Origin of the sequence: Nocardioides iriomotensis (assembly GCF_004168035.1) — a bacterium.
In the GTDB taxonomy this organism is placed as follows: Bacteria; Actinomycetota; Actinomycetes; order Propionibacteriales; family Nocardioidaceae; genus Nocardioides_B; species Nocardioides_B iriomotensis.
Genome location: NZ_SDPU01000010.1, coordinates 49,658 through 71,392, shown reverse-complemented (window position 1 = coordinate 71,392; position 21,735 = coordinate 49,658). Strand labels below are relative to the sequence as shown.

Genomic DNA, 21,735 nt, shown 5'->3' with positions numbered 1-21,735 from the left:
CGGCGTCCGTGGCCGCTGCCGCGATGGTCCCGCTTCTCGCGGTCGGCCCTAGCAGCGCCCTCGTGATCTCCGACAGCGCCACGTCCGCTCGCACGACCAGTGCGGGCACGAGCAGCCAGAAGACCTCGTTCCAGAGTCTCAAGCGCAAGAAGGCCCAGACCGCGCGGATCTCGGTCCTGCCGAAGATCGCCCAGAAGGGCAAGGGCGCCGCGAGCGCCGACAAGGCCAAGGCCATCGGCGAGGTCAAGTTCTCGCCGGCCAAGGAGGGCCGCAAGGTCCAGGTCTACCGGTCCAGCGACGGTGGCACCACGTGGACCAAGTGGGGCACGCCGAAGAAGCAGAACGACGACGGCATCGTCCGCTTCACCCCCGCCGCTCCGCTGACCGGGGCTCACTGGACCTATCGGGCGGAGGCCGTCAAGGCCGGCAGCCTGGCCAAGTTCATGTCGGGCACGGCCACCGACCAGTGGACCCAGATCTTCGAGGACCAGTTCGGCGGATCCTCCCTGAACAGCGCGATGTGGTCCACCCGCGGAACGACGTACAGCAAGGCATCGCAGCGTAAGTGCTCGAAGGCCTCGCCGAAGATGGCCAAGGTCGGCAGCGGTGTCCTCTCGCTGCAGGTGAAGAAGGACCCGAACCGTCGCGGCGACGTGTGCAAGTGGAAGAAGCCGGGCACGAGCAAGAAGTTCAAGTTCCCGTACTACCTCAACGGTCACATCGGCACGGACGCCAAGTTCACCTTCCGCTACGGCACCGCCGCAGCCCGGGTGAAGTTCCAGCAGCCGCGCGGCATGCACGGCTCGTTCTGGATGAACACCAGCTACGAGCCGCAGGGCCGGAAGAAGGTGGAGATCGACACCGTCGAGTTCTTCGGCAAGGGCTACAAGGACGGCGGCCTCGCGCAGTTCCTGCACTACAAGGGCCGCAAGATCGGCGGCGTCCAGAAGAGCGCCAACGAGACGCTGAAGGGCACCGACAACTGGTGGAAGAAGTACCACGTCTTCTCCGTGGTCTGGAGCCCGAGCGGCTACTCCTTCCGCATCGACGGCACCGAGACCTTCCGCACGTCGAAGGCGATCTCCGACAAGCAGGTGCTCGTCATCCTGAGCCTGCTCTCCTCCGACTGGGAGCTGGACGACATGCCGAAGTCCGGCAAGGGCTCGATGAAGGTCGACTGGGTCCGCGTGTGGCAGCACCAGAGCCTCGCCGCCCGCAACCTTCAGTGAACGCCTGACACGCATGACCGGGACGCCCCGGCCCGCACGGGCCGGGGCGTCCCGCTTTCTTCCGGCGCCGATAGGCTTCCGGGGTGTACGCCCAGCCCCTCCGGTACGTCGACGGCCTGCCCCGGCCGCCGCGCTGCCTGGTGATGGGCGTCCTCAACGTCACGCCGGACTCGTTCTCCGACGGCGGGCGCTACCTCGACCACGACCGGGCGGTCGCCCACGGCGTCCAGCTGGCCGGGTACGGCGCCGACCTGGTCGACGTCGGCGGGGAGTCGACGCGGCCCGGGGCGCTGCGCCCGACGGTCGACGAGGAGCTGGCCCGCGTCGTCCCGGTCGTCGAGCGGCTGACGGCGCAGGGCGTGCAGGTCTCGGTCGACACGATGCGCGCCGTGGTCGCGGAGGCGGCCGTGGCCGCCGGCGCCGTGCTGGTCAACGACGTCTCGGGCGGCCTGGCCGACGCGGACATGTTCGCGACGGTGGCCCGCCTCGACGTGCCCTACGTCCTGATGCACTGGCGCGCCCACTCCGCCGAGATGGTCGACCACACCCACTACGACGACGTGGTCGAGGACGTCGCGACCGAGCTGTCGACCCAGCTCGCCGCCGCCCAGGCCGCGGGCATCGACCGCGGGCGGATCGCCCTCGACCCGGGCATCGGGTTCTCCAAGACCGCCGACCAGAACTGGCAGGTGCTCGCCGGTCTCGACCGGCTGCACGCCTTGGGGCTGCCGCTGCTGGTCGCCACCAGCCGCAAACGCTTCCTCGGCCACCTGCTCGCCGACGACGCGGGGGAGCTGCGACCCCCGCTCGAGCGCGACGACGCCACCACCGCGACCACCGTCCTCGCGGCCGCGGGTGGGGCGTGGTGCGTGCGTGCGCACGACGCCCGGTCGACCGCCGACGCGGTCAGGGTGGTCACCCGGTGGGCCGTCGCGGAGCAGGAGGTGGTCACACGTGGCTGACACCGCTGAGCGGGTGGCCGTGGAGCGCGTCAACGCGGCGTTCTACGAGGCGTTCGAGAACGCCGACCTCGACCTCATGCGGGACCTGTGGCTCGACCACGAGGAGTCGCTGTGCGTGCACCCCGGCGCGCTCCCCGTGCGCGGGACGCCGGCGATCAACCGCTCCTGGGCGCTGATCATGGCGAACACGCCGTACATCCAGTTCTTCCTGACCGACGTCGAGGTGAGCGTCCGCGACGAGGTCGCCTCCGTCACCTGCACCGAGAACGTCCTGACCGCGGACGACCGCGCCGGTCCAGACGGTTTCGGCGGCGCCAGGGCCGTGGCCACCAACGTGTTCGTCCGCACGCCGGACGGCTGGCGGTTGTGGATCCATCACGCGTCCCCGGTACTGTCGGGGCCAGACCATGACTGACCTCCCTGTCGCCGGGACCGCCCCCGGAACCCGCCCCCCGGTCGCCGGTCGCGACGACGTCGCGCCGCTGGACCGGCTGGCGGTCGTGGGCATCGAGGCCGTCGGTCACCACGGGGTGTTCGAGTTCGAGAAGCGCGAGGGCCAGGTCTTCCGGGCCGACCTCGTGCTCGGCGTCGACACTCGTACGGCGGCCGGGAGCGACGACTTGCAGGACACCGTCGACTACGGAACCCTCGTGGCCGCGGTGAAGCAGGCCATCGAGCACGACCCGGTCGACCTGATCGAGACGCTGGCCCAGCGCATCGCCGACATCTGCCTCGCCGACCCCCGTGTCGGCTGGACGGAGGTCACCGTGCACAAGCCCGACGCGCCCATCGAAGCGACGTTCTCGGACGTCGCCCTGACGATCCATCGGAGCCGACCGTGACTGAGACCCCCAACCCGCACATCGTCGACACGGACACGTTGACGGGTGAGATGCACCCGATCCGTCGCTGTGTGCTGGCGCTGGGCTCCAACCTGGGCGACCGCCTCACCTACCTCCAGGGGGGCCTGGCCTCGCTGGCCGACACCCCCGAGGTGTGGGTCACCGAGGTGTCGCCGGTCTACGAGACCGAGCCGGTCGACGCGCCGGAGGGCTCCAAGCCCTTCCTCAACGCCGTGGTGCTGGCCGACACGACGTTGTCCGCCCGCACCCTCCTCGACCGCGCCCTGGCCATCGAGGACGCCTACGGCCGCGAGCGCAGCGAGCGTGGCGCCCCTCGCACCCTCGACGTCGACCTGATCGTCGTCGGCGACCGCCGCGCCAACGAGCCTGACCTCGTCCTGCCGCACCCCAAGGCGCACGAGCGCGCGTTCGTGCTCGCTCCCTGGAACGACGTCGAGCCCGACGCCGAGATCCCCGACCAGGGGCCGGTCGCCGAGCTGCTCGACAAGGCCGACCAGGACGGCATCGCGCGACGCGACGACCTCACGCTGTCCCTCACCTGACCGGCCGCCGGTGAGCGAGCCGACGCCGCCGCCCGACCCCGAGGGCACCGTCGGGACGACGCGCCCGGCGACGCTGCTCGGGGTCGGCCTCGTCGCGCTCGTGCTCGGCTGGACGCTGCGATCGGCCAGCATCGCCTGGGTGGGCCACGCCCCTCGCGTCACCTGGCTCCAGGTGCTCGCGCTGGCGCTCGTGGCGGGCATCCTCGGCGCGGTGGCCTGGTCCACCTACCGCACCCTCCAGGCCCGCCGCCAGACCATCGAGCCGCACCAGGCCGTGAACCGGCTGGTGCTGGCCAAGGCGTGCGCGATCGCCGGCGCGGCGGTGGCCGGCGGCTACCTCGGCTACGCACTGTCCTGGGTCGGCATCGACGAGCAGGAGCTGGCCGGGGAACGCTTGCTGCGTTCGGGACTCGCGGGTCTCGCCGGTGTGATGATCGTCGTGGCCTCGCTGCTCCTCGAACGAGCGTGTCGGGTCCGGCGCGACGACCCCTGAGCCCTACCCTGTGCGCATGGCCACTTCTTCCCCATCTGGCACAGCAGCAACGGCCCGACCGTCCCGTCGTCGTCAGCGCAGCGTCCGCGTCACCGTCGCCGTCTCCCTGCTCGCCCTCGCGACCGTCGCGGTCGTCCTCGCGGTCCCGACCCAGTCGCCCGTGTGGCTGACCTTCTCGTCCGTGTTCGCCCTCGCCTGCGGGTGGGCGGCGGCCCGGATCGTCTACACCGAGCTCGCGCAGTCGCGCCGTGACAACGCCCGCGACAAGGCCCAGCAGGCGCAGGCCTACCGCACGATGTTCGCCGAGCGCGCCACCGAGCACGCCGAGTTCACCACCGCCATGACGGACCGGATGAAGCGCGCCGACGCCGAGGTCGCCGAGCTCCAGGACAGCTTCGTCACTGCCCAGCGCCGCGCCGCCGAGGCCGAGTCGCGGGTCAAGCGTGAGGCCCAGCGCGCCGCCGCCGCCGACAGCTTGGTCGCCCAGCTGGAGCAGCGGGTGCAGGAGCTCGAGATCCGGAAGGCCGAGCAGACCGACCAGCTCGCCAGCTGGGAGGGGTTCGAGACCGTCGTGGACCTGATGGCCTGGGAGGAGAAGGTCGGCGCCATCACCAAGGCCGCCCTGCCGCCCGAGGCCCGAGAGGCCTGACCCGCCGTACGTCGGAGAGCCCCGGTGCCACGCACCGGGGCTCTTTGCGTGCTGTGGAACGAGTCACCTCGACAGGTGCCAGTGGTTAGGCGACGAACGCCTGCGGAAGACTGAGGGTCGTGGCTCCCACCGAACACCAGCTGTCCGACACGCTGCTCGACCGTCTTCCCGACGGTTGGGAGGCCTCCGCCCCCGACTCCGGCGACGCCCCCGAGATCGCCGCACTGCTGAGGCGGCACGAGCACCGCGGCCGCGGCTGGGCGGGCTCGGGCGAGGACGACGTGCTCATCGAGGTCTCGGCACGCGGCTACATCACCCGCGAGAACGTCATCCTCCGCGACGCCGAGGGCGAGCTGCGCGGGTGGGCCAGCGCCCACGACCGCGCCGCGGGCCGGATGCTGCTCGTCGTCGTCGTCGACCCCCGGCTCGACGAGGCCGACCGCGAGACGTCCGACCGGGTCGCCGGGGTGCTGTTCGGGTGGGCCGACGAGGCCGCCCGGCGCGTCGGGCAGGAGCGCGGTCTCGACGTCCAGCAGATCGACTCCGGCGCTTTCGCCGACGACCAGCGCCAGCACGGCTGGCTGGAGCAGGCCGGCTTCACCAAGGTCCGCACCTGGTGGCAGATGTCGCGTCCGGTGACGCCGGAGGAGGCCTCGCTCGACGAGGGCGACGACTACGGCCCGCGCGAGGGTGTCACGATCCGGCTCGTCGAGCGCCAGGGCACCGGGATGCCGTCCGAGGAGGACCTGCGGATCGTCCACGACGTGCTCGAGAGCGCGTTCGAGGACCACTTCAACAGCCACGAGGAGACCTTCGACGAGTTCGTCTCCCGGCTGCGCGAGGACCCCGGGCACCGCTGGGACCACTGGTGGATCGCGGAGGTCGACGGCGAGGACGGTACGGCGGAGCCGGCCGGTGCGCTGGTCGCGGCGGTCATCGACGGCGAGGACGGCCGGCCGGTCGGCAGCTACGTGGAGTACATCGGCGTGCTCGCCAACGCGCGCGGCCGTGGCGTCGCCAAATCGCTGCTCGCCACCGTCATCGGCGACGCCGCCCGGCGCGGCCGGGACCGGGTCGGTCTCGAGGTCGATGCGGACTCGCCGACCGGGGCCGACGGGCTCTACACGTCCATGGGCTGGGCGACGCGCTACGTCACCCAGTCGTGGCACAAGGACGTACCGGTCGCCTAGGGCTCAGGGGACCAATCCGGTCGTGGACTCGGGGACGGTCTCCCGGCCGGTCGTGAGCGACGGCGGCGGGGCCGCGACGGCGTCCTCGGGCGCCGGGCTCGAGGCGCGAGCGTCGGCGAGCACATCGGCCGGAACGTGCTGCTCGAGGAACCGCCGCGCCAGCCGCGTCGACGGGTGGATCCCGATCGTGGCCAGCACGATGATCCCGGCGATCACCAGCCAGCCGCCGGCCCCCCAGCTCATCGCGAGGAACGTGTACAGGGCCGGAGCCCAGACGCGACCCAGCGTGCCGCTCAGCTCGGCGGCGCCCTGGTAGGCCCCGCGCTGGCGCGGGTCCATGAGCTCGGCTTCGAACGACCAGCTGGCGGCCGACAGGTAGAGCTCCGCGCCGGTCACCGTCACGTGGCCGATCCAGACCAGGGCGATCGTCATCCAGCCGACGGTGTCGTGCGTCGCGAGCGTGATCAGGCAGGACACCACGAAGAAGACCGACGACAGCCGCACCGCCTTGAGGGCCGTCGGCACGTCCTCGATCCCGCGGGCCGCGGCCATCGGCAGCACGATGCACATCACGGTGTTCGTGCCGAACAGGAATGCCAGCAGCACGTGCGGTGCGTCAGTCTCCTCGACGAGCCAGAGCGGGATCACGATGTTGAGCAGCACCTGGTTGGTCCAGAACACCCCGCCGAAGAACGTCGTCAGCAGCCAGCCGACGTTGCGCAGCGGACCGGGGCCGGGGATCTTCACCTTGCGGTCCTCGGCCGTCCGTTCGTCGTGCGAGGCGTTCGGCAGCCGGGTGATCGCCGCGGCGTTGACCAGGAAGACCAGGGCGGTGAACCACGGCAGTGTGCGCAGGACCTGGTCGGAGTCGAACGCCAGCGCTAAGCCGCCGAGCACGGCGCCGAGGGTGAAGCCGACGTTGAGCGCGGAGTACATGTAGGCGCGTGACTTCACACGCTGGTCGGCCGGCAGCACGTCGATCGTGTAGGCGCCGTGCGCGGCCCCGCCCAGCGCGCCGACGACCTCCATGCCGACGGCCATGGCGAGGTAGCCCTGGAAGTCGGTGATGAACGGCCACACCGAGAACATCGCGGCCTGGCCGACCGCGCTGACCGCCCACATCTTCTTCGGCCCGAAGCGGTCGACGAGCCTGCCCATCGGCAGCGCCGCCAGGAACGACGCGATCCCGGCGAGCGTGAGGCCGAGGCCGACCTGGGTGGCGGACAGCCCGACGATGCCGGTGAAGAACACCGCCGACCCGGTCATGAAGCTGCCCTCGCCGAGCGCGAAGAGCAGGGACTGGGTGGCGAGACGTCCGGCGAGCGGTGACGGGGGACGTGCGTAACGGGCGACAGCGGCGAACATCACCGCGGATTCTCCCGGGTACGGCGTGCCGTTGTCGCCCGATTTACCCCGCTGTGACCCGGTCGGCACCGTCGGCCGGGTCGTCCTCCGCGATCGACGTCCGCAGCGCCCGGTGCACGGCACCCGGGGTGAGCACCCCGAGCATCGCGCCGCCGCGGGTGACCGCCACCCGGGCGTCGTCCTGGCGCAGCATCGTCGCCAGGGCCTCCTCCAGGGTGCTGCCGATCGGCAGCGTCGCGGCGGGCGGCTCGCCGTCGTGGCGGACCAGGTGGCGCTCCTCGATCGGGGTCACCGACAGGCGGCGCAGGCCGCGGGAGGCGCCGACGAACTCTGCGACGAAGTCGTCCGCGGGCCGGCCGAGGAGGGTCGCGGGCTCGTCGTACTGCGCGAGCCGGCCACCGACCGCGAACACCGCGACCTTGTCGCCCATCCGGATCGCCTCGTCGATGTCGTGCGTGACGAACATGACCGTCTTGTCGAGGTCCCGCGCGATCCGGGCGAACTCGTCCTGAAGCCGGCTCCGCACGATCGGGTCGACGGCGCCGAAGGGCTCGTCCATCAGCAGCACGGGCGGGTCGGCGGCGAGGGCGCGCGCGACGCCCACCCGCTGCCGCTGGCCTCCCGAGAGCTGGTGCGGGTAGCGCCCGCCGTACTGCGCCGGGTCGAGCCCGACCAGGTCCATCAGCTCGTCGGCCCGGGCGTGGGCCTTCTTCCGGTCCCACCCGAGCAGCGACGGGACGGTGGCGACGTTCGTGCGGATCGACTGGTGCGGGAAGAGCCCCACCTGCTGGATGACGTAGCCGATGCGCCGGCGCAGCGCGACCGGGTCGGCCCGCGTGATCTCCTCGCCGTCCAGGAAGATGCGCCCTTGGGTCGGCTCGATCAGCCGGTTGACCATCTTCAGCGTCGTCGACTTGCCGCAGCCGGACGGCCCGACCAGGCACACCGTGCGGCCGCGGGGCACGTCGAGGTCGAGCTCCTGCACCGCCACCGTGCCGTCGTCGTACGTCTTGCCGACACCGACGAGCCGGATCATCTCGCCGTCGGTGCCATCGGTGCCGTGGGCCGGCGGGTCCTGTGGGCTACGGTCGGTCACGTGCTGATCCCCTCGACGGCGGCGCCGAGCTGCCTGGTCGACAACGACTGGGTGTGTGCGGAGTACTTCCGGACCCGCTCCGGCATCCTCACCGACGCCCTGGTGCAGCACATCTGGATCACGGTGGTGTCCGTCCTGCTCGGTCTGGCCCTGGCGTTCCCGCTGGCCCTGCTCGCCCGACGCTACCGAAGGCTGGAAGGGATCGTCGTGGGCGCCACCACGGCGATCTACACGATTCCCTCGCTGGCGCTCTTCGCGCTGCTGCTGCCGTTCACCGGCCTGACCCCGGCGACGGTGATCATCGGGCTCGCGCTCTACTCCCTGACGATCCTGGTGCGCAACATCATCGAGGGCCTCAAGTCGGTCCCGCCGGACGTGCGCGAGTCGGCCCTCGGCATGGGCTACGGCCGCACGCGGATGCTGTTCGGGGTCGAGCTCCCGCTCGCGCTGCCCACGATCATGGCCGGTCTGCGGGTCGCGTTCGTCTCGACGGTCGCGCTGGCCACGGTCGGGTCGATCGTCGGGTACGGCGGGCTCGGCAACCTGCTGCTGCAGGCCGTCGACAGCCAGTTCAAGGCCCAGGTGCTCGCGGCCGGAGCGCTGTGCGTCGTCCTGGCCGTCACGTTCGACGTCCTGCTCGTCGGCGCGCAACGCGTGCTGACGCCGTGGACACGCACGAGGACCACGTCGTGATCGGGGCGATCTGGGCCTGGTACGCCGACCCCGCCAACTGGCAGGGCGAGGACGGCGTGATGAACCGGCTGATCGAGCACGGGCTGCTGACGGTGACCGCGACGATCGTGGCCGCCGCCATCGGGCTGCCGCTGGCGATCTGGCTCGGCCACGTCGGCAAGGGCGGCCTCCTCGCCGTCAACGTCACCAACGTCGGCCGCGCGGTCCCGACGTTCGCGGTCCTGCTGCTGCTCGCGCTCGGCCCGATCGGCTCGTCGTACTTCGGCCCCTACGGCCGAGCCGGCCTGGCCACCCTCGTCGCGCTCGTGCTCTTCGCGCTGCCACCCATCGTCACCAACGCGTACGTCGGGATGCGGGAGGTCGACCGCGACGTCGTCGAGGCGGCGCGCGGGATGGGCATGGCCAGCGGGCAGGTGCTGCGCGAGGTCGAGATCCCGCTGGCGCTGCCCCTGATCCTCACCGGGCTGCGGCTCGCCGTCGTGCAGGTGTGGGCGACCGCCACCATCGCCGCGATGGTCGCCGGCCCCGGTCTCGGCCGGATCGTCACCCTCGGGTTCGTCCGGCAGGACGTCGCGATGATCGTGGGCGGGGCCCTCGTGATCGCGGTCGTCGCGCTGCTGCTCGAGGTCGTGCTGGTCGTCGTGCAGGGCTTCGTCGACCCGGTGGCCCGCGCCCGGCGCCGCGCCGCGCCCGCGCCACGCCGGGCGATCGTTACCGAACCGGCGTAGGAAACGGTCGGCGACCCGTCGTACTGTGACCTTCGCGGGTGCTCGATCCCTGGCGCCCGCCGGACACGCGCGACGACGACTGTCGCGGGACACAGAAGGCGGAGCGGCCCATGCGCATGCTGACCACCCATTCCTCGCTCACCCGTCGCGTCGCGACGGCCGCGGCCCTCGTGCCGCTCGTGCTCGTCGGCGCCTGCGCCGGCGAGGACGCCCTCGACCAGTCCGGCAGCGACTCCGGCAGCGACAGCGGGGGCGGCGGAGGCGAGGTCGTCATCGGCGGCCAGAACTACACCGAGATGCAGATCATGAGCGAGATGTACAAGGCGCTCCTCGAGAACGCCGGCTACGACGTCACGCTCAAGCTGGTCGAGAGCCGCGACGTCTACGCGCCCGAGATGCAGAAGGGCAACGTCGACGTCTCCGCCGACTACCTCTCGTCGATGACCGAGTACCTCAACCTCAAGGCCAACGGCCCCGACGCCGATCCGGTGGCCTCCAACGACCCCGACGCCACGCTCGAGGAGCTGAAGAAGCTCGCCGAGCCGACCGGCATCGAGCCGCTCGAGCCGGCCGAGGCCCAGGACGCCAACGCGTTCGCGGTGACGCAGAAGTTCTCCGACGACAACTCCGTGACGACGCTGAGCGACCTCGCCGGCCTGGGCGACCCGGTGACGCTCGCGGCGGCCGAGGACTGCCCCGAGCGCAACGAGTGCAAGGTCGGCCTGGAGAAGACCTACGGCCTCGACATCACCAAGGTCGAGCCGCTCGGCTTCGGCACCGAGGCCACCAAGGACGCCCTGAAGAACGGCGAGGTGACCCTCGGCCAGGTCGGCACGACCGACGCGACCCTGGACCAGCTCGGCATCGTCATCCTCGAGGACGACAAGCAGCTGCAGAACGCCGAGAACCTCGTCCCGATGGTCAACAGCGACTTCCTGGCCGAGCACGGCGACGTGGCCGACGTGCTCAACGAGATGTCCGCCGGCCTCACCACCGAGGACCTCACGGCGATGATCGGCAAGGTCGACCTCGAGCGGGAGCTCCCGGCCGACGTGGCCAAGGAGTACCTCACCGAGAAGGGCCTCCTCGAGAGCTGATCCGGTTACCGCCACCGACATCGGTCGTCCGGGAGTGACCCCTGGGTCACGCCCCGACGACCGGTATCGGTTTGGATGGGGTCCGTGAGCGACGTACGGCGGTGGGCGGGCCGGCTGCGCCGTCGCGTGCGCGCGTCGACCGAGCAGCTCGGCGACCGGGTCCGCGGACCCGCCTCCGGGCCCCGGGTCAGCGCCATCGCCGTGGTGCACGGTGGGACCGCCTCGACCGGGCACGTCGACGCGTGCGTCGCCTCGGTGCTCGGCACCGGCCACCGCGCGGTCGAGGTGCTGCTCGCCCCGACCGACCCGGCCGCCGAGCGCGCCGTCGCCGCGAGTGGGCACCTCGGTGACCGGCGGGTCCGCGTGCTGCCGCTCGGGCCGGCGGGGCTCGACGCGGCGGTGGCCGCGGCCGACGGGGAGTACCTCACGTTCGTCGACAGCGCCGACGAGCTCGCCGCGGGGTCGCTGCCCCGCCTCGTCGCGAGTCTCGAGGCCAGCGGTTCGGACGTCGCACTCGGTCCGGTCGCGGCCGTGCGCGGTGGCAGGACCACCCCGCCGACGTGGGCGGACACGCTCTACGCCGGTCACCTCACCGGCCAGCAGGTGGGCTCCTGCCCCGACGGGCTCGTCGGGGCCGCGCTGACCGGCGCGCTGCACCGCACCTCCTCGTGGCACGCGTCCGGGGCCTCCGTGGCCGACTGGGGCGCCCGCGCGGTCGCGGCGGCTCGCGTCCTGCTGACGTCGACGTTCGACGTCGTCCCCGGCACGGCGTACCTGCGGCACGACCGCACCGCCTCGCTGCCGGTCGACGAGCAGCCTCGCTTCCGACCCAGCCTCGTCGCGATCGAGGTCGGCGCCCTCCGCCAGGTCGCGGCCCTGGTGGCCGACACCGACAGCGCCGTCTACCGGCGCTGGCTCGTCCTGACCCTCACCCACGTCGTCCCGCCGCTGCTCGTCGACGCCGTCGGCGGTGGCAGCCGTTCGCTGGAGGTGCTCGGACCGTTCGTCCGTGACCTCGTGGGAGACACCGGGCCGGGCGCGCTGGCCGAGATCCCGGTGACGGCACGCATGCTCGCCCGCGCCTCGCAGGGCTCGCTGCACGACGTGGCGCTGGTGCAGGACCTGGTCGCGGACAACCCGCACGGCCTCCCGACCGAGCGTTCCGCCGAGGGCGCCCAGGTCGTCGTCCTCCCCGCGGGCCTGGCCATCCCCGTCCCCGACGCGGTCCGCCGGATCGAGTCGGTCGACCGGGTGCTGCGCACCGTCGTCGGCACGATCCGTCGCGACGACCTCGGCGGTCTGACCGTGAACGGCGCCGCCTTCGTGGAGTACGGCGAGCGCGCCACCGTGCCGACCGTGACGCTGGCCGGACCCGACGGGCGCCACGTGCCGATGCTGGTCGAGCCGCGGCACGACCCCGACGTGAACCTCTGGGCCCAGCGCGCCTGGGAGGACCGTGCCGGCTCCGGCTTCACGGCGCGCCTCGACCCCGGGACGGAGCCGCCCAGCCCGAGCGGCCGCTGGCGCGTCGACGTCCATCTCGGGCGTCGCGCCGGCTCCCACGACGTCGCCCTGGCCGACCCGGCCGACGGGCCGCCGACCCGGCTCACCGGGGCGACCCTGCAGGACGGGCCGCGGCCCGTCCTCGTGCTCGACGGCAGCGGACCGGCGCCCGCCCGGGTCCTGCTCGACGGCGGCAAGGGCGGCTCGCCGGCCGCCGACGTCGAGACCTCCGGCCGCAGCTGGGTCGCGCGCGTGCCACTGGTGACCCGCCTGTTCGGCTGCGAGGTGCTGCTGCCGGCGGGCCGCTACGCCGTCGAGCTGCGCGACGCCGCGGGCACCCCGGTCGCCGCCCGCTGGCACGGCGCCACGACGCACGGCGACCTCGTCGGTGACCGGCTCCGGCTCGTCCCCGGTGACGGCCCCACGGGCCCCGTCGTGAGCGTGGCGGCCCCGCTGCGGCACGACGAGCGCAGCGCGTACGACCAGCAGCGCCTGCAGACCCACGTCTACGCCGCGCCGCCCGAGCCGACCTACGACGGCACCGTGGTCCTCGAGACGTTCCGCGGCCGCAGCGTCGGCGACAACCCCGGCGCCATCGGTCGCGAGATCCTCGCCCGCGGCCTCGACCTCGAGCTGGCCTGGGTGGTCGACGACCCCAGCGTCGCCGTCCCCGAGGGCACGCGGGCGCTCCCGCGCCGCTCCGAACGCTGGTACGACGCTCTCGGCCGGGCCCGCGCCTACGTCGGCAACGCCGGCGCGCCGTACTGGTTCACCAAGAAGACCGGGCAGGTCCACCTCCAGACCTGGCACGGCACCCCGCTCAAGCGGATCGGCGAGGACCGCGGCCCCGGCGACTTCCAGACCTGGCGGCACCGGCGCCGGATCGCCCTCCAGGCGGCCGGCTGGGACGCGATGATCTCGCCGAGCCCGTTCTGCTCCGAGCACTTCCGCAGCGCGTTCCGGTTCGACGGCCGGTTCCTCGAGGTCGGCTACCCCCGCAACGACGTGCTCCTCGACGCGACCCGCGGCCCGCAGGTGCGCGCCCGGGTCCGGGCCGCCCTCGGGCTCTCCGACACCGACCGCGTCGTGCTCTACGCGCCCACCTGGCGGGAGTACGTCGGCGTGCGCGACGCCAAGCCGCTGTACCTCGACGCCGAGGCGCTCGTGCGGGACGTGCCCGACGCGGTCGTGCTGCTGCGCGGCCACTACAACGCCACCCACCAGGCCGACGTGTTCCGTGGCGAGTCCCGGATCCACGACGTCACGCGCTACCCCGACATCGCCGACCTGTACCTCGCCGCCGACGTGCTGGTGACCGACTACTCCTCGGTGATGTTCGACTTCGCGCTGACCGACAAGCCGCAGGTGCTGCTGGTGCCCGACCTCGACCAGTACCGCGACGTCGAGCGCGGCTTCTACGTCGAGCTCGAGGACGTCGCGCCCGGGCCGCTCGTCGCCACGACCGACGAGGTCGCCGCCGCTCTTGCCGCCGAGGACGTCCACGGCGACCGACGGGCGGCGTTCCGGGATCAGTTCTGCCCGTGGGACGACGGCCGCGCCGCGGCCCGGACCGTCGACTGGCTGCTGTCGCAGATCTGAGCCTGGCTAGAGTCGCCCCGTGGCGGACAAGCGAGGGCGTCTGGCGGGCCGGCTGGCGAGCAGGTTCCGGAAGCCGGACGACGCCACCCCCGAGGAGACGCCGTCCGCGGCTCCGCCGGAAGGACGCCCGCCGCTCCCGGAGGAGCCGCTGGTCAGCGTCGTGGTGCCGGTGTACGCCGTCGAGCAGTACATCGACGACTGCCTGACCTCGATCCTCGGCCAGACCTACCGCAACCTCGAGGTCGTGGTCGTCGACGACGGCTCGCCCGACTGGTCGATGCACGTCGTGGACCAGCACGCCGCGCGCGACCAGCGCATCACGATCGTGCACCAGGACAACGCCGGCCTGGGCGCCGCCCGCAACCGCGGCATCGACGAGGCGACCGGTGACCTCGTGACCTTCGTCGACTCCGACGACACCATCCCCGAGAACGCGATCGCCAACCACGTGCGCCAGCTCGTGCGCACCGGCTCCGACTTCTCGGTCGGCGCGCTCGAGCGGCAGCAGAGCGAGACGTCATACGTCCAGAAGCCCTGGTCGCGACGCCTCCACGAGGTGCTCCGCCGCGAGGTGACGCTGGAGGACGTGCCCGAGGCGATGGCCAACGTCTTCGCCTGCACGAAGGTGTTCCGCGCCGACTTCCTCGCCGAGATCGGCCTGCGCTTCCCGGTGGGCGTGCGCTACGAGGACCAGGTCCCGATCACGCGGGCCTACCTGAAGGCACGCAGCTTCGACCTCCTCCCCGACGTCGTCTACAGCTGGCGGTCGCGCCGCGACGGCTCCTCGATCACCCAGCAGAAGGCCCGCAAGGACGACCTGCACGACCGGCTGCTCGCGGTCGACGAGGTCCGCCGGATGGTGGTCGAGCGGGACAGCCCGGCGGTGCTGCGCGGCTGGTACGGCAAGGTCTTCGAGTTCGACCTCTTCGCCTACATCCGCGCCGCGGTCGACGCCGACGACGACTACTACGCCACCCTGGTCGAGACCGTCCGCCACGTCCTCGACAGCGCGCCGCCCGACGCCTGGGACGCCGTCGACCTGCGGCACCGCATCGCCGCGTGGGCGCTGGTCCACGAGGGGCGCGAGGCGCTCATCCGGCTGCTCGAGTCGCCGCTCCTGACCGGCAACGTCCCGGTCCGCACGCACGGCGACCACCCCGAGGCCGACCCCGACCGGCTCGGCCTGCACGGGGACGTGCCCGCGGAGCTGCTGGCCGTCTCCGAGCGCGACCTGCTCGTCGAGGCGCGCCTCGACAGCCTCGCCGTCGACGGCGGCGCGCTGGTCGTGCGCGGCGTCGGGTTCACCCGGTACGTCGACAGCAGCCTGCCCCACGAGGTGGCGCTGACCTTCCAGCGGCGGGCCGGTGGCGACCCCGTCACCGTCGCCACCCGCGGTGAGCACGTCGAGGACGTCAACGTGTTCGCCGACCGGCACCACGAGGACCACCGCGACGACGGCTTCGTGGCGAAGGTGCCCCTGGAGGACCTCGTCGCCGCGTCCGACGGCGCCCGCACCGTCTGGCACACCCGCGTCGCCTGCACCACCCTCGGACGCACCAGGAACGCTGTCTTCCGCGACCGGGTGGACCACGGGTCCGCCTTGCGCCCGGCCCGCAGCCTCGCCGACGACGTGCTCGTCGAGGCCACGTGGTCCGACCGGCTCGGGCTCGTCGTCACGGTGCGGCGCGACTGGGTCGCCCTGGTCGGCCGGGACGGGGCCACCCTCACGCTGCGCGCCGCTCCCGGCGTCACGCCGAGCTCGCTCCGGCTGCAGCAGGACGAGGTCGCGACCGTCGAGCCGGACGGCACCGGCAGCTTCCGGGCCACGCTCGACCTGAGCGGCGTGGCCGACGCCGACCGCCGGCTCCTCGTCGCCACCGGCTCGGGCAAGCCGCAGCCGTTGGTCGACCTCGACGCGACCGACGACGGGTTCGTCCGAGCCGTCGGTCAGTTGGGACGGCTCGAGACCCACGACGTCTCTTTCGACGCCGGGGCTGTGCGTCTTTCCGGCACGCTCGTCGGCTCCGCGCCCGCGTCGCTGCGGCTGGTGGGGCCGCGTGCCACCACGAGCGGCACTGTCACGGTCGACGGCGACCGGTGGCGGGCGGAGCTGCCCACGGTCCGGCCGTCGCTGCTCGACGGCGCTCCGCTGCCGCTGCCGCGCGACGCCTACCGGGTCCTGTCCGACGACGGGCACGCCGTCGTGGGTCTGCCCGAGCTCGACCCGGCCGACGCGCCCCGCGACGCCGTCCGGGAGTGGGCACCGCGCCTCCTCGACGGCGGCGCCCTCGCCGTCGAGCGCAGCCGGGGAGCCGAGCTGGAGGCGCAGACCCGGCACGGTCAGCAGGAGCTGCTCACCGGCGCGTACGCCGGCGGGCTGCGCGGCGAGCGACGGCCGCTCGTCCTCGTGGACGCCTTCGTCGGCCGCGGCCTGTTCCACGCCGCCGGCGCCGTCGTCGCGTCGCTGCGCGCGGAGCGTCCGGACCTCGACGTCGTGTGGGCGCTGCGCGACGAGTCGCTCCCGCCGCCGCCCGGGGTCACGCCGGTCTCACGCGGGTCCGCGACGTGGTTCGAGCAGCTCGCCGCCGCGTCGCACGTGCTGACCAACGGCACGATGCCCCGGTTCTACGAGAAGCCCGCCGGTCAACGGCTCGTGCAGCTGTGGTCGGGCACGCCGCTGCTGCGCTTCGGGTACGCCGTACCGGCGGGGGAGGCGGGGCACGGTCCCGAGCAGCGCGCCTTCGCCCGCGACGCCGCCGGCTGGGACGTGCTCTGCACCGGCAGCCCGGACGCGACTGCCTGGATGCGCGAGGCGACGCGGTACGACGGCGAGGTGCGCGAGGTGGGCCACCCGGCGCTCGACGCCTACCGCGCCGACGACCGTGCCGCCCGCGCGGCCGCCGGGCGCCACCGGCTGGGGATCGGCGACGGTCCCGTCCTGCTGTACGCCCCCACGACCCGGCAGGCCGTCCGCGCGCACACCCGCCGCGACAAGGTCGTGGACCTCGACGTCGAGGCGCTGCACAAGGCCGTGCCCGGCCTGACCGTGCTGCACCGCGGCCACCCCAACACCGCCAACCGGGCGGTGCTCGGGCCGGAGTCCGGGATGCTCGACGTGACGCTCTACCCCGAGCTGTCCGACCTGGTCCTGCTCAGCGACGCGGTGGTCAGCGACTACTCGTCGCTGGTGGTCGACGTGCTCGCCTCGGACACGCCACTGGCGCTGTTCGTGCCGGACAAGGAGGACTTCGACGAGGTCGGCTGGTTCGTCGACCTGTTCGAGGACCCGCCCGGCCCGGTCGCGACCACGACCGAGGAGCTGCTGCCGTGGCTGACCGACGGCCTCGGCACGTCGTACCCCGGCCGTCAGCGGCTGGCCGAGCAGCTGCTTCCGCTCGACGACGGCCACGCCGCCGACCGCGCTGTGGCGGCCGAGTGGGGTCGGGACTAGGGTCGCCAGCCCCCGAGCTGCCGGTCGGTCATCGCGCGGACGTCGTCGTGCACGTGCGACCACGCCGCCCAGACCGAGCGACCCCAGCGCTCGACGGCGGCCGCCTGCTCCTCCGGCGACGACGCCAGCGCCGGCTCCAGGACGGTGACGTCGCCTACGGACGCGGGCACGTCGAACCTCAGCCACTCGTCGCGCGGGACGGTGTTCGCCAGGTGGCCGTGCGCGGCGCGCCCCTCCAGCCCGGTCCAGCCGCGCTCCAGTACGAGGTACAACGTGTTCAGCGCGAAGCACATCGCGATCGGCTTCGTGTCGGCCGAGACGTGCTGGAGCAGGTAGGCGTCGGTCGTCGTCTGGTGCCAGCGCGCGAGCTCGACGGGGTGAGCCATGCCGAACGCGACGACCTCCCCGAGCAGGGCCGCGCACTCGGGCGAGGACCGGTAGCCCTCCCGTGCCGGCGCTCCCGGCGTGGCGGGCAGCGCGAGCCCGCACCCTGGACAGGCCGCGTCAGCCACCGGGCCGGTGGTGGATGGCGGCGTCGAACTGCTCCATCGCCATGGCGTTGTAGGCGGCCGGGTCGAGCGGGGTCGCCCGCACGTCGCCGGCGAGGAACTTCCGCATCCCCTCGGCGAGCCCCTTCACGGACTGGGGGACGACGATCCCGGCGTCCTCCGGCACGGAGTCGGCGGCCGACGAGAACGCCGTCGTCACGATCGGCAGGCCGAGGACCCGGGCCTCCAGGATGACCATCGGCTGGCCCTCCCAGTCGCTCGACAGCAGGAAGCAGTCGCTCTCGGCGAGGATCGCGAACGGGTTGTCGACCAGGCCGGCCAGGGTGACGGCGGAGTCCATGCCGAGGCTGTTGATCAGGCCTTGCAGCTCCTGCTCCAGCGGCCCGTAGCCCATGACGATCAGCCGAACGTGCGGGTTGGTCTCGTGGACCTTGGCGAACGCCTTGATCATCCGGGCATGGTTCTTTGCCGGGGACAGCCGCCCGACCGTCACGAACGTGACGGCGTCCTTCGTGGGCGCGGGCTGGTTGGCGAGGCGCAGCCGGCCGCGCGCCTCCCGCAGCACGTCGCGCACGTCGTAGTGCTCCAGCAGGACGTTCATGGCCTGGGTGAGGTTCGCCGCGTCGATCTCGACCGTCGTCGCCGGACCGACGTTCGCGACGTCCTCGCCGCGCGCCTTCGCCGCGACCTGCGCGGCGGTGAGCCCGGACAGGTCGAGGATGCGGTCGCCGTCGATCGTGTTGACGGCGTACGTGAACCGGTCCGGCGGGGCGTACTCCGCGAGCTGCTTGCGGTTGACGCGGTCGAGCTCGGGGGAGACCGAGACGAGGTGGTCGAAGTACTTGTACGTCGTGAACACGGCCTGCAGCCGGTCCTCGAGGTGCTTCTCGCCGACCGTCTCGCGCTGCATGTCGGCGTACATGTCGTTGTGCAGCCAGATCGACTTGTGCTTGGCCTCCGTCACCGAGAACAGGAACGGCGAGTAGCAGCCGTAGCCGCTGAAGTCGATCAGGTGGTCGAACCGTGCGTGCCCGAAGACGCGCTGCCACTCGTCGGTCCAGAACTTCACGTGGTCGGCGCCGAGCTGCTCGGGCAGGCCGTGCTCCATGAGCTTCTTCGTCTCGCGGCGCACCTTGGCCGGGCTGCCGTTGAACTGCACGACGCGGGGGATGACGCGGGCGCGGTCGTCGACGAGGTTGGCGTTCTTCAGCCGGTCGGGGCCCTTGGAGAACGTGTAGTAGGCGGTGACGTCGTACCGGTCGTAGTCGAGGTTGCGCAGCAGGTTGAGCGCCGACGTGGTGATGCCCTGGGTCTTCAGGCTGCCGAGGTAGACGAGCAGCGTCTCCTTGGCGCTGGCGAAGTCCCGGTGCACGGTGTACGACGGGTCCTCCTTGCCGCGGAAGACGATGTCGACGACCCGCTCGCAGACCGAGCCGTCGTCCTTGGGGTTGTAGACCTCGGCGAGCTCCAGCGAGCGCTCCGACGTGCCCGCCGCCAGCGCGGCCGTCACCGCGTCGACCAGGTCGGGGACGGTCGCGCAGACCGGCCCGGGCAGGTCGGACTCGTCGAGGTAGAGACCGCGGCTGCCGCGGTAGTCGTCGAGGTCCGGGACGTAGTGCACGACCGGCCGGCCCGTGGCGAGGTAGTCGAAGAAGATCGACGAGTAGTCGGTGACCAGCAGGTCGGCGACCGCGAGCGTCTGGTTGGTCGGGACGCTGTTGGGCACCAGGAAGTCGACCCCGTCGCCGCCGCTGACCCGCTGCTTCACGGCGTCGTACACGACCTGGTGGACCTTGAGCAGCACGACGTACTCGCTCGGGTCGAGCGCCTTCTGCAGGTCCTTGACGGTGGCGAGCAGCTGGCCGGCGTTGACCCGCGGGTCCTGGAACGAGTCGCCCCGCCAGGTCGGCGCGAAGAGCACCACCTTGCGGCCGTCGATGCGGCAGCCGCGCTCCTCGAGCAGCCGGAGGGTCGGGCCGGGGTCCTTGAGCGCCTCGACCTGCCGGTCGGTGCGCGGGTGGCCCTCCTCGATCACGGCGCCGCGGTAGATGCCCTGCATGCGGTAGGCGTGGCGGTACATCGTGTCGGTCATGTACGCGCAGGCGCCGATCATGAAGTCGGTCTGCAGGAAGTTGCGGGTGATGTTCTTCGAGCTCGGGCCGCCGCCGGCCATGTCGAAGCCCATGTACTTCAGCGGGATGCCGTGCCAGGTGTTGAGGTAGGTCTGCTCGGGCCGCTTCGCGAGCTCCTGGGGGAACGTCGCGTTGTTGACGAGGTACTGCGACGTGGCGAGCGCCTTGAAGTAGCCGTCGGACCGGATCTGCACGAACCGCACGCGCGGATGGCCGTCGAACTCCGCGAGCACCTCGGCGTGCTTGGCCGGGTCGTCGAGCACCCAGGTGTGCTGGAGGTGCTCCATGTCCGGCTGCGACAGGAGGTACCGGAAGATCGCCTCCGGGTTGTCGAGCATGCCGTTGCCGGAGAACGCCTCGTAGAGCACGGTGCCGGGGACGACCGGCTTCTCGCGCCAGCGGGCGTAGCGCGCCGACGTGACCGACTCGCGCGCCGCGCGGGCCCGGGTGCGGATCGCGAGGCGCTGCCGGACCGCCCCGACGACGCTGGGGACCTGGGGGTCGGACACGGCTCAGCCCCTGCTGCCGGACAGGGACCGCACCTTGCGCACCACCCGGCGGGCGAACGACGGGGCTGCGGCCGGCTGCGCGCCGCCCTGCTGCTCGCGCAGCTCGCGCGTGACCTTGCGGCGGGTCTGCGCGCGGGCGACGTCGACGGAGTAGTTGGTGTGGTCCTGGGTCAGCGCCACCGACCAGGTGTGCAGCTGGCCGTAGGCCTCCCGCATCTCGTCGTTGCTCTTCATCGCGGCCGCGTCGTAGGGGTCCTTCGCCAGCGCGTCCAGGTTGTTCCAGACGGTCTCGGCGATCTCGACGAGCTGCTTGGGCACGTCGAGGTCGTCGTAGGACAGCTGCGAGCGGCGCAGGCTCGAGTCGATGAAGTCGTCGATCGGGTGGTGGGCGTCGCTGGTGAGGTCGGCGTCGTACGTCAGGCCGAGCTTCTCGCCGGCGTCGAGCATCGCGCTGCGCCAGTTGCTGATCATGTCGGTGTAGTGCACGAACACCCGGCGGCTCTCGCGGCCGACGTACTCGTTGGTGAGCGCCACGTTGACCCAGCCGCCGAGGTTGCCGGTCTCGCGGGCGAGGCGGCGCGCGTCGTCGGCGTTCTTCAGGTAGTGCATGTCGCGGGAACCGACGACCTCGGCCGGGTGGCGCAGCATCGTCAGGAACCGGGTGTCCACGCCGAGGTCGGCGGCGACCGGCACCCAGAGGTTGCGTAGCCAGAACGACCGGGGGTCCTTCACCACGATCTGCGACCCCTGGAGCTGGGTGCCGAACCACGCGCGCAGCTCGTCGCGGAACGACGCCTTCTCGCAGGTCGGCTGCATGAGCTCGTAGGCCTCGGGCCGGGCGTCGAGGGTGCGGACGCCGGCGTCGGCGAGCACCCGCTTCTGGTACTCGACCGTCCACTTCGGCTCGAAGTAGCCGCGGGGGTTGGCCTCGTTGGCCGGGATCTCGGGCTGCGGGATGTAGCAGCCCAGCATCTTGAGGCTGCCCGTGACGGTGCTCGTGCCGCTGCGGCCCGACCCCGTGACGATCACCAGCGTGCGGTCGGACTCGGGGGACATGGGCTGCACGATACCGGCCGGTCAGGCGGTTCCGGGACTCGCCCGCAGGCCTGCCGCCCCGCTCATTTG

18 protein-coding genes are annotated in these 21,735 nt (G+C 72.4%); 13 read left to right on the top strand and 5 right to left on the bottom strand.

Annotated features, from left to right (window positions below):
* The first annotated feature begins 62 nt into the window (after positions 1 to 62).
* The 8 genes from ETU37_RS03095 (at position 63) to ETU37_RS03060 (ending at position 5,928) form a co-directional block, all read left to right on the top strand.
* Positions 63 to 1,229, top strand: a complete 1,167-nt coding sequence (locus tag ETU37_RS03095) for a family 16 glycosylhydrolase (protein WP_129985407.1) — start codon at positions 63 to 65, stop codon at positions 1,227 to 1,229.
* 83 nt (positions 1,230 to 1,312) lie between these two features.
* On the top strand, positions 1,313 to 2,191 hold the full coding sequence (gene folP / locus ETU37_RS03090; protein WP_420819096.1) for a dihydropteroate synthase: 879 nt from the start codon (positions 1,313 to 1,315) through the stop codon (positions 2,189 to 2,191).
* A complete protein-coding gene (locus ETU37_RS03085) occupies positions 2,184 to 2,606 on the top strand; it encodes a nuclear transport factor 2 family protein (RefSeq protein ID WP_129985406.1) in 423 nt (140 codons plus the stop codon). The genes folP and ETU37_RS03085 overlap by 8 nt, the downstream gene beginning before the upstream one ends.
* Complete coding sequence (gene folB / locus ETU37_RS03080; RefSeq protein ID WP_240755515.1) at positions 2,599 to 3,033, top strand: dihydroneopterin aldolase; 435 nt, start codon at positions 2,599 to 2,601, stop codon at positions 3,031 to 3,033. Before ETU37_RS03085 ends, folB begins: the two co-directional genes overlap by 8 nt.
* Entirely contained in the window at positions 3,030 to 3,596 is a 567-nt protein-coding gene (gene folK, locus ETU37_RS03075; protein WP_129985405.1) for a 2-amino-4-hydroxy-6-hydroxymethyldihydropteridine diphosphokinase, read from the top strand. Before folB ends, folK begins: the two co-directional genes overlap by 4 nt.
* A 10-nt stretch (positions 3,597 to 3,606) precedes the next feature.
* A complete protein-coding gene (locus tag ETU37_RS03070; RefSeq protein WP_240755514.1) occupies positions 3,607 to 4,089 on the top strand; it encodes a DUF3180 domain-containing protein in 483 nt (160 codons plus the stop codon).
* Positions 4,090 to 4,105: 16 nt separating this feature from the next.
* Positions 4,106 to 4,738, top strand: coding sequence for a hypothetical protein (locus ETU37_RS03065; RefSeq protein ID WP_129985404.1), 633 nt, complete (start codon positions 4,106 to 4,108; stop codon positions 4,736 to 4,738).
* Between the two features lie 119 nt (positions 4,739 to 4,857).
* On the top strand, positions 4,858 to 5,928 hold the full coding sequence (locus ETU37_RS03060) for a GNAT family N-acetyltransferase (RefSeq protein WP_129985403.1): 1,071 nt from the start codon (positions 4,858 to 4,860) through the stop codon (positions 5,926 to 5,928).
* Positions 5,929 to 5,931: 3 nt separating this feature from the next.
* Here ETU37_RS03060 and ETU37_RS03055 read toward each other — a convergent pair whose 3' ends face one another.
* Both ETU37_RS03055 and ETU37_RS03050 read right to left on the bottom strand, forming a co-directional pair.
* Positions 5,932 to 7,293, bottom strand: coding sequence for an MFS transporter (locus ETU37_RS03055; RefSeq protein ID WP_129985515.1), 1,362 nt, complete (start codon positions 7,291 to 7,293; stop codon positions 5,932 to 5,934).
* Positions 7,294 to 7,336: 43 nt separating this feature from the next.
* Entirely contained in the window at positions 7,337 to 8,389 is a 1,053-nt protein-coding gene (locus ETU37_RS03050; RefSeq protein ID WP_420819095.1) for an ABC transporter ATP-binding protein, read from the bottom strand.
* On the opposite strand from ETU37_RS03050, the gene ETU37_RS03045 reads away from it, so the two are divergent.
* The 5 genes from ETU37_RS03045 (at position 8,390) to ETU37_RS03025 (ending at position 17,460) form a co-directional block, all read left to right on the top strand.
* Positions 8,390 to 9,082 (top strand): ABC transporter permease, encoded by a 693-nt coding sequence (locus ETU37_RS03045; RefSeq protein ID WP_206053672.1) that lies wholly within the window; start codon positions 8,390 to 8,392, stop codon positions 9,080 to 9,082.
* Positions 9,055 to 9,810 carry an ABC transporter permease gene (locus ETU37_RS03040; protein WP_240755513.1) on the top strand — a complete coding sequence of 252 codons (756 nt, stop codon included), beginning with the start codon at positions 9,055 to 9,057 and terminating at the stop codon, positions 9,808 to 9,810. The genes ETU37_RS03045 and ETU37_RS03040 overlap by 28 nt, the downstream gene beginning before the upstream one ends.
* Positions 9,811 to 9,920: 110 nt before the next feature.
* On the top strand, positions 9,921 to 10,907 hold the full coding sequence (locus ETU37_RS03035; RefSeq protein WP_206053670.1) for an ABC transporter substrate-binding protein: 987 nt from the start codon (positions 9,921 to 9,923) through the stop codon (positions 10,905 to 10,907).
* 84 nt (positions 10,908 to 10,991) lie between these two features.
* On the top strand, positions 10,992 to 14,009 hold the full coding sequence (locus ETU37_RS03030; RefSeq protein WP_165372378.1) for a CDP-glycerol glycerophosphotransferase family protein: 3,018 nt from the start codon (positions 10,992 to 10,994) through the stop codon (positions 14,007 to 14,009).
* Positions 14,010 to 14,028: 19 nt separating this feature from the next.
* A complete protein-coding gene (locus ETU37_RS03025) occupies positions 14,029 to 17,460 on the top strand; it encodes a bifunctional glycosyltransferase/CDP-glycerol:glycerophosphate glycerophosphotransferase (RefSeq protein WP_129985401.1) in 3,432 nt (1,143 codons plus the stop codon).
* On the opposite strand, the gene ETU37_RS03020 is transcribed toward ETU37_RS03025, so the two are convergent.
* From ETU37_RS03020 to ETU37_RS03010, 3 genes are read right to left on the bottom strand one after another with little or no spacing between them, the layout of a single operon-like run.
* Positions 17,457 to 17,972 (bottom strand): DUF5946 family protein, encoded by a 516-nt coding sequence (locus ETU37_RS03020; protein WP_129985400.1) that lies wholly within the window; start codon positions 17,970 to 17,972, stop codon positions 17,457 to 17,459. The two genes, ETU37_RS03025 and ETU37_RS03020, sit on opposite strands and share 4 nt — an antisense overlap.
* Positions 17,965 to 20,610: a glycosyltransferase gene (locus ETU37_RS03015; protein ID WP_129985399.1), complete on the bottom strand. Its 2,646-nt coding sequence runs from the start codon at positions 20,608 to 20,610 to the stop codon at positions 17,965 to 17,967. Before ETU37_RS03015 ends, ETU37_RS03020 begins: the two co-directional genes overlap by 8 nt.
* Positions 20,611 to 20,613: 3 nt before the next feature.
* Positions 20,614 to 21,666, bottom strand: a complete 1,053-nt coding sequence (locus ETU37_RS03010) for a sulfotransferase family protein (RefSeq protein ID WP_129985398.1) — start codon at positions 21,664 to 21,666, stop codon at positions 20,614 to 20,616.
* Positions 21,667 to 21,735 lie beyond the last annotated feature (69 nt).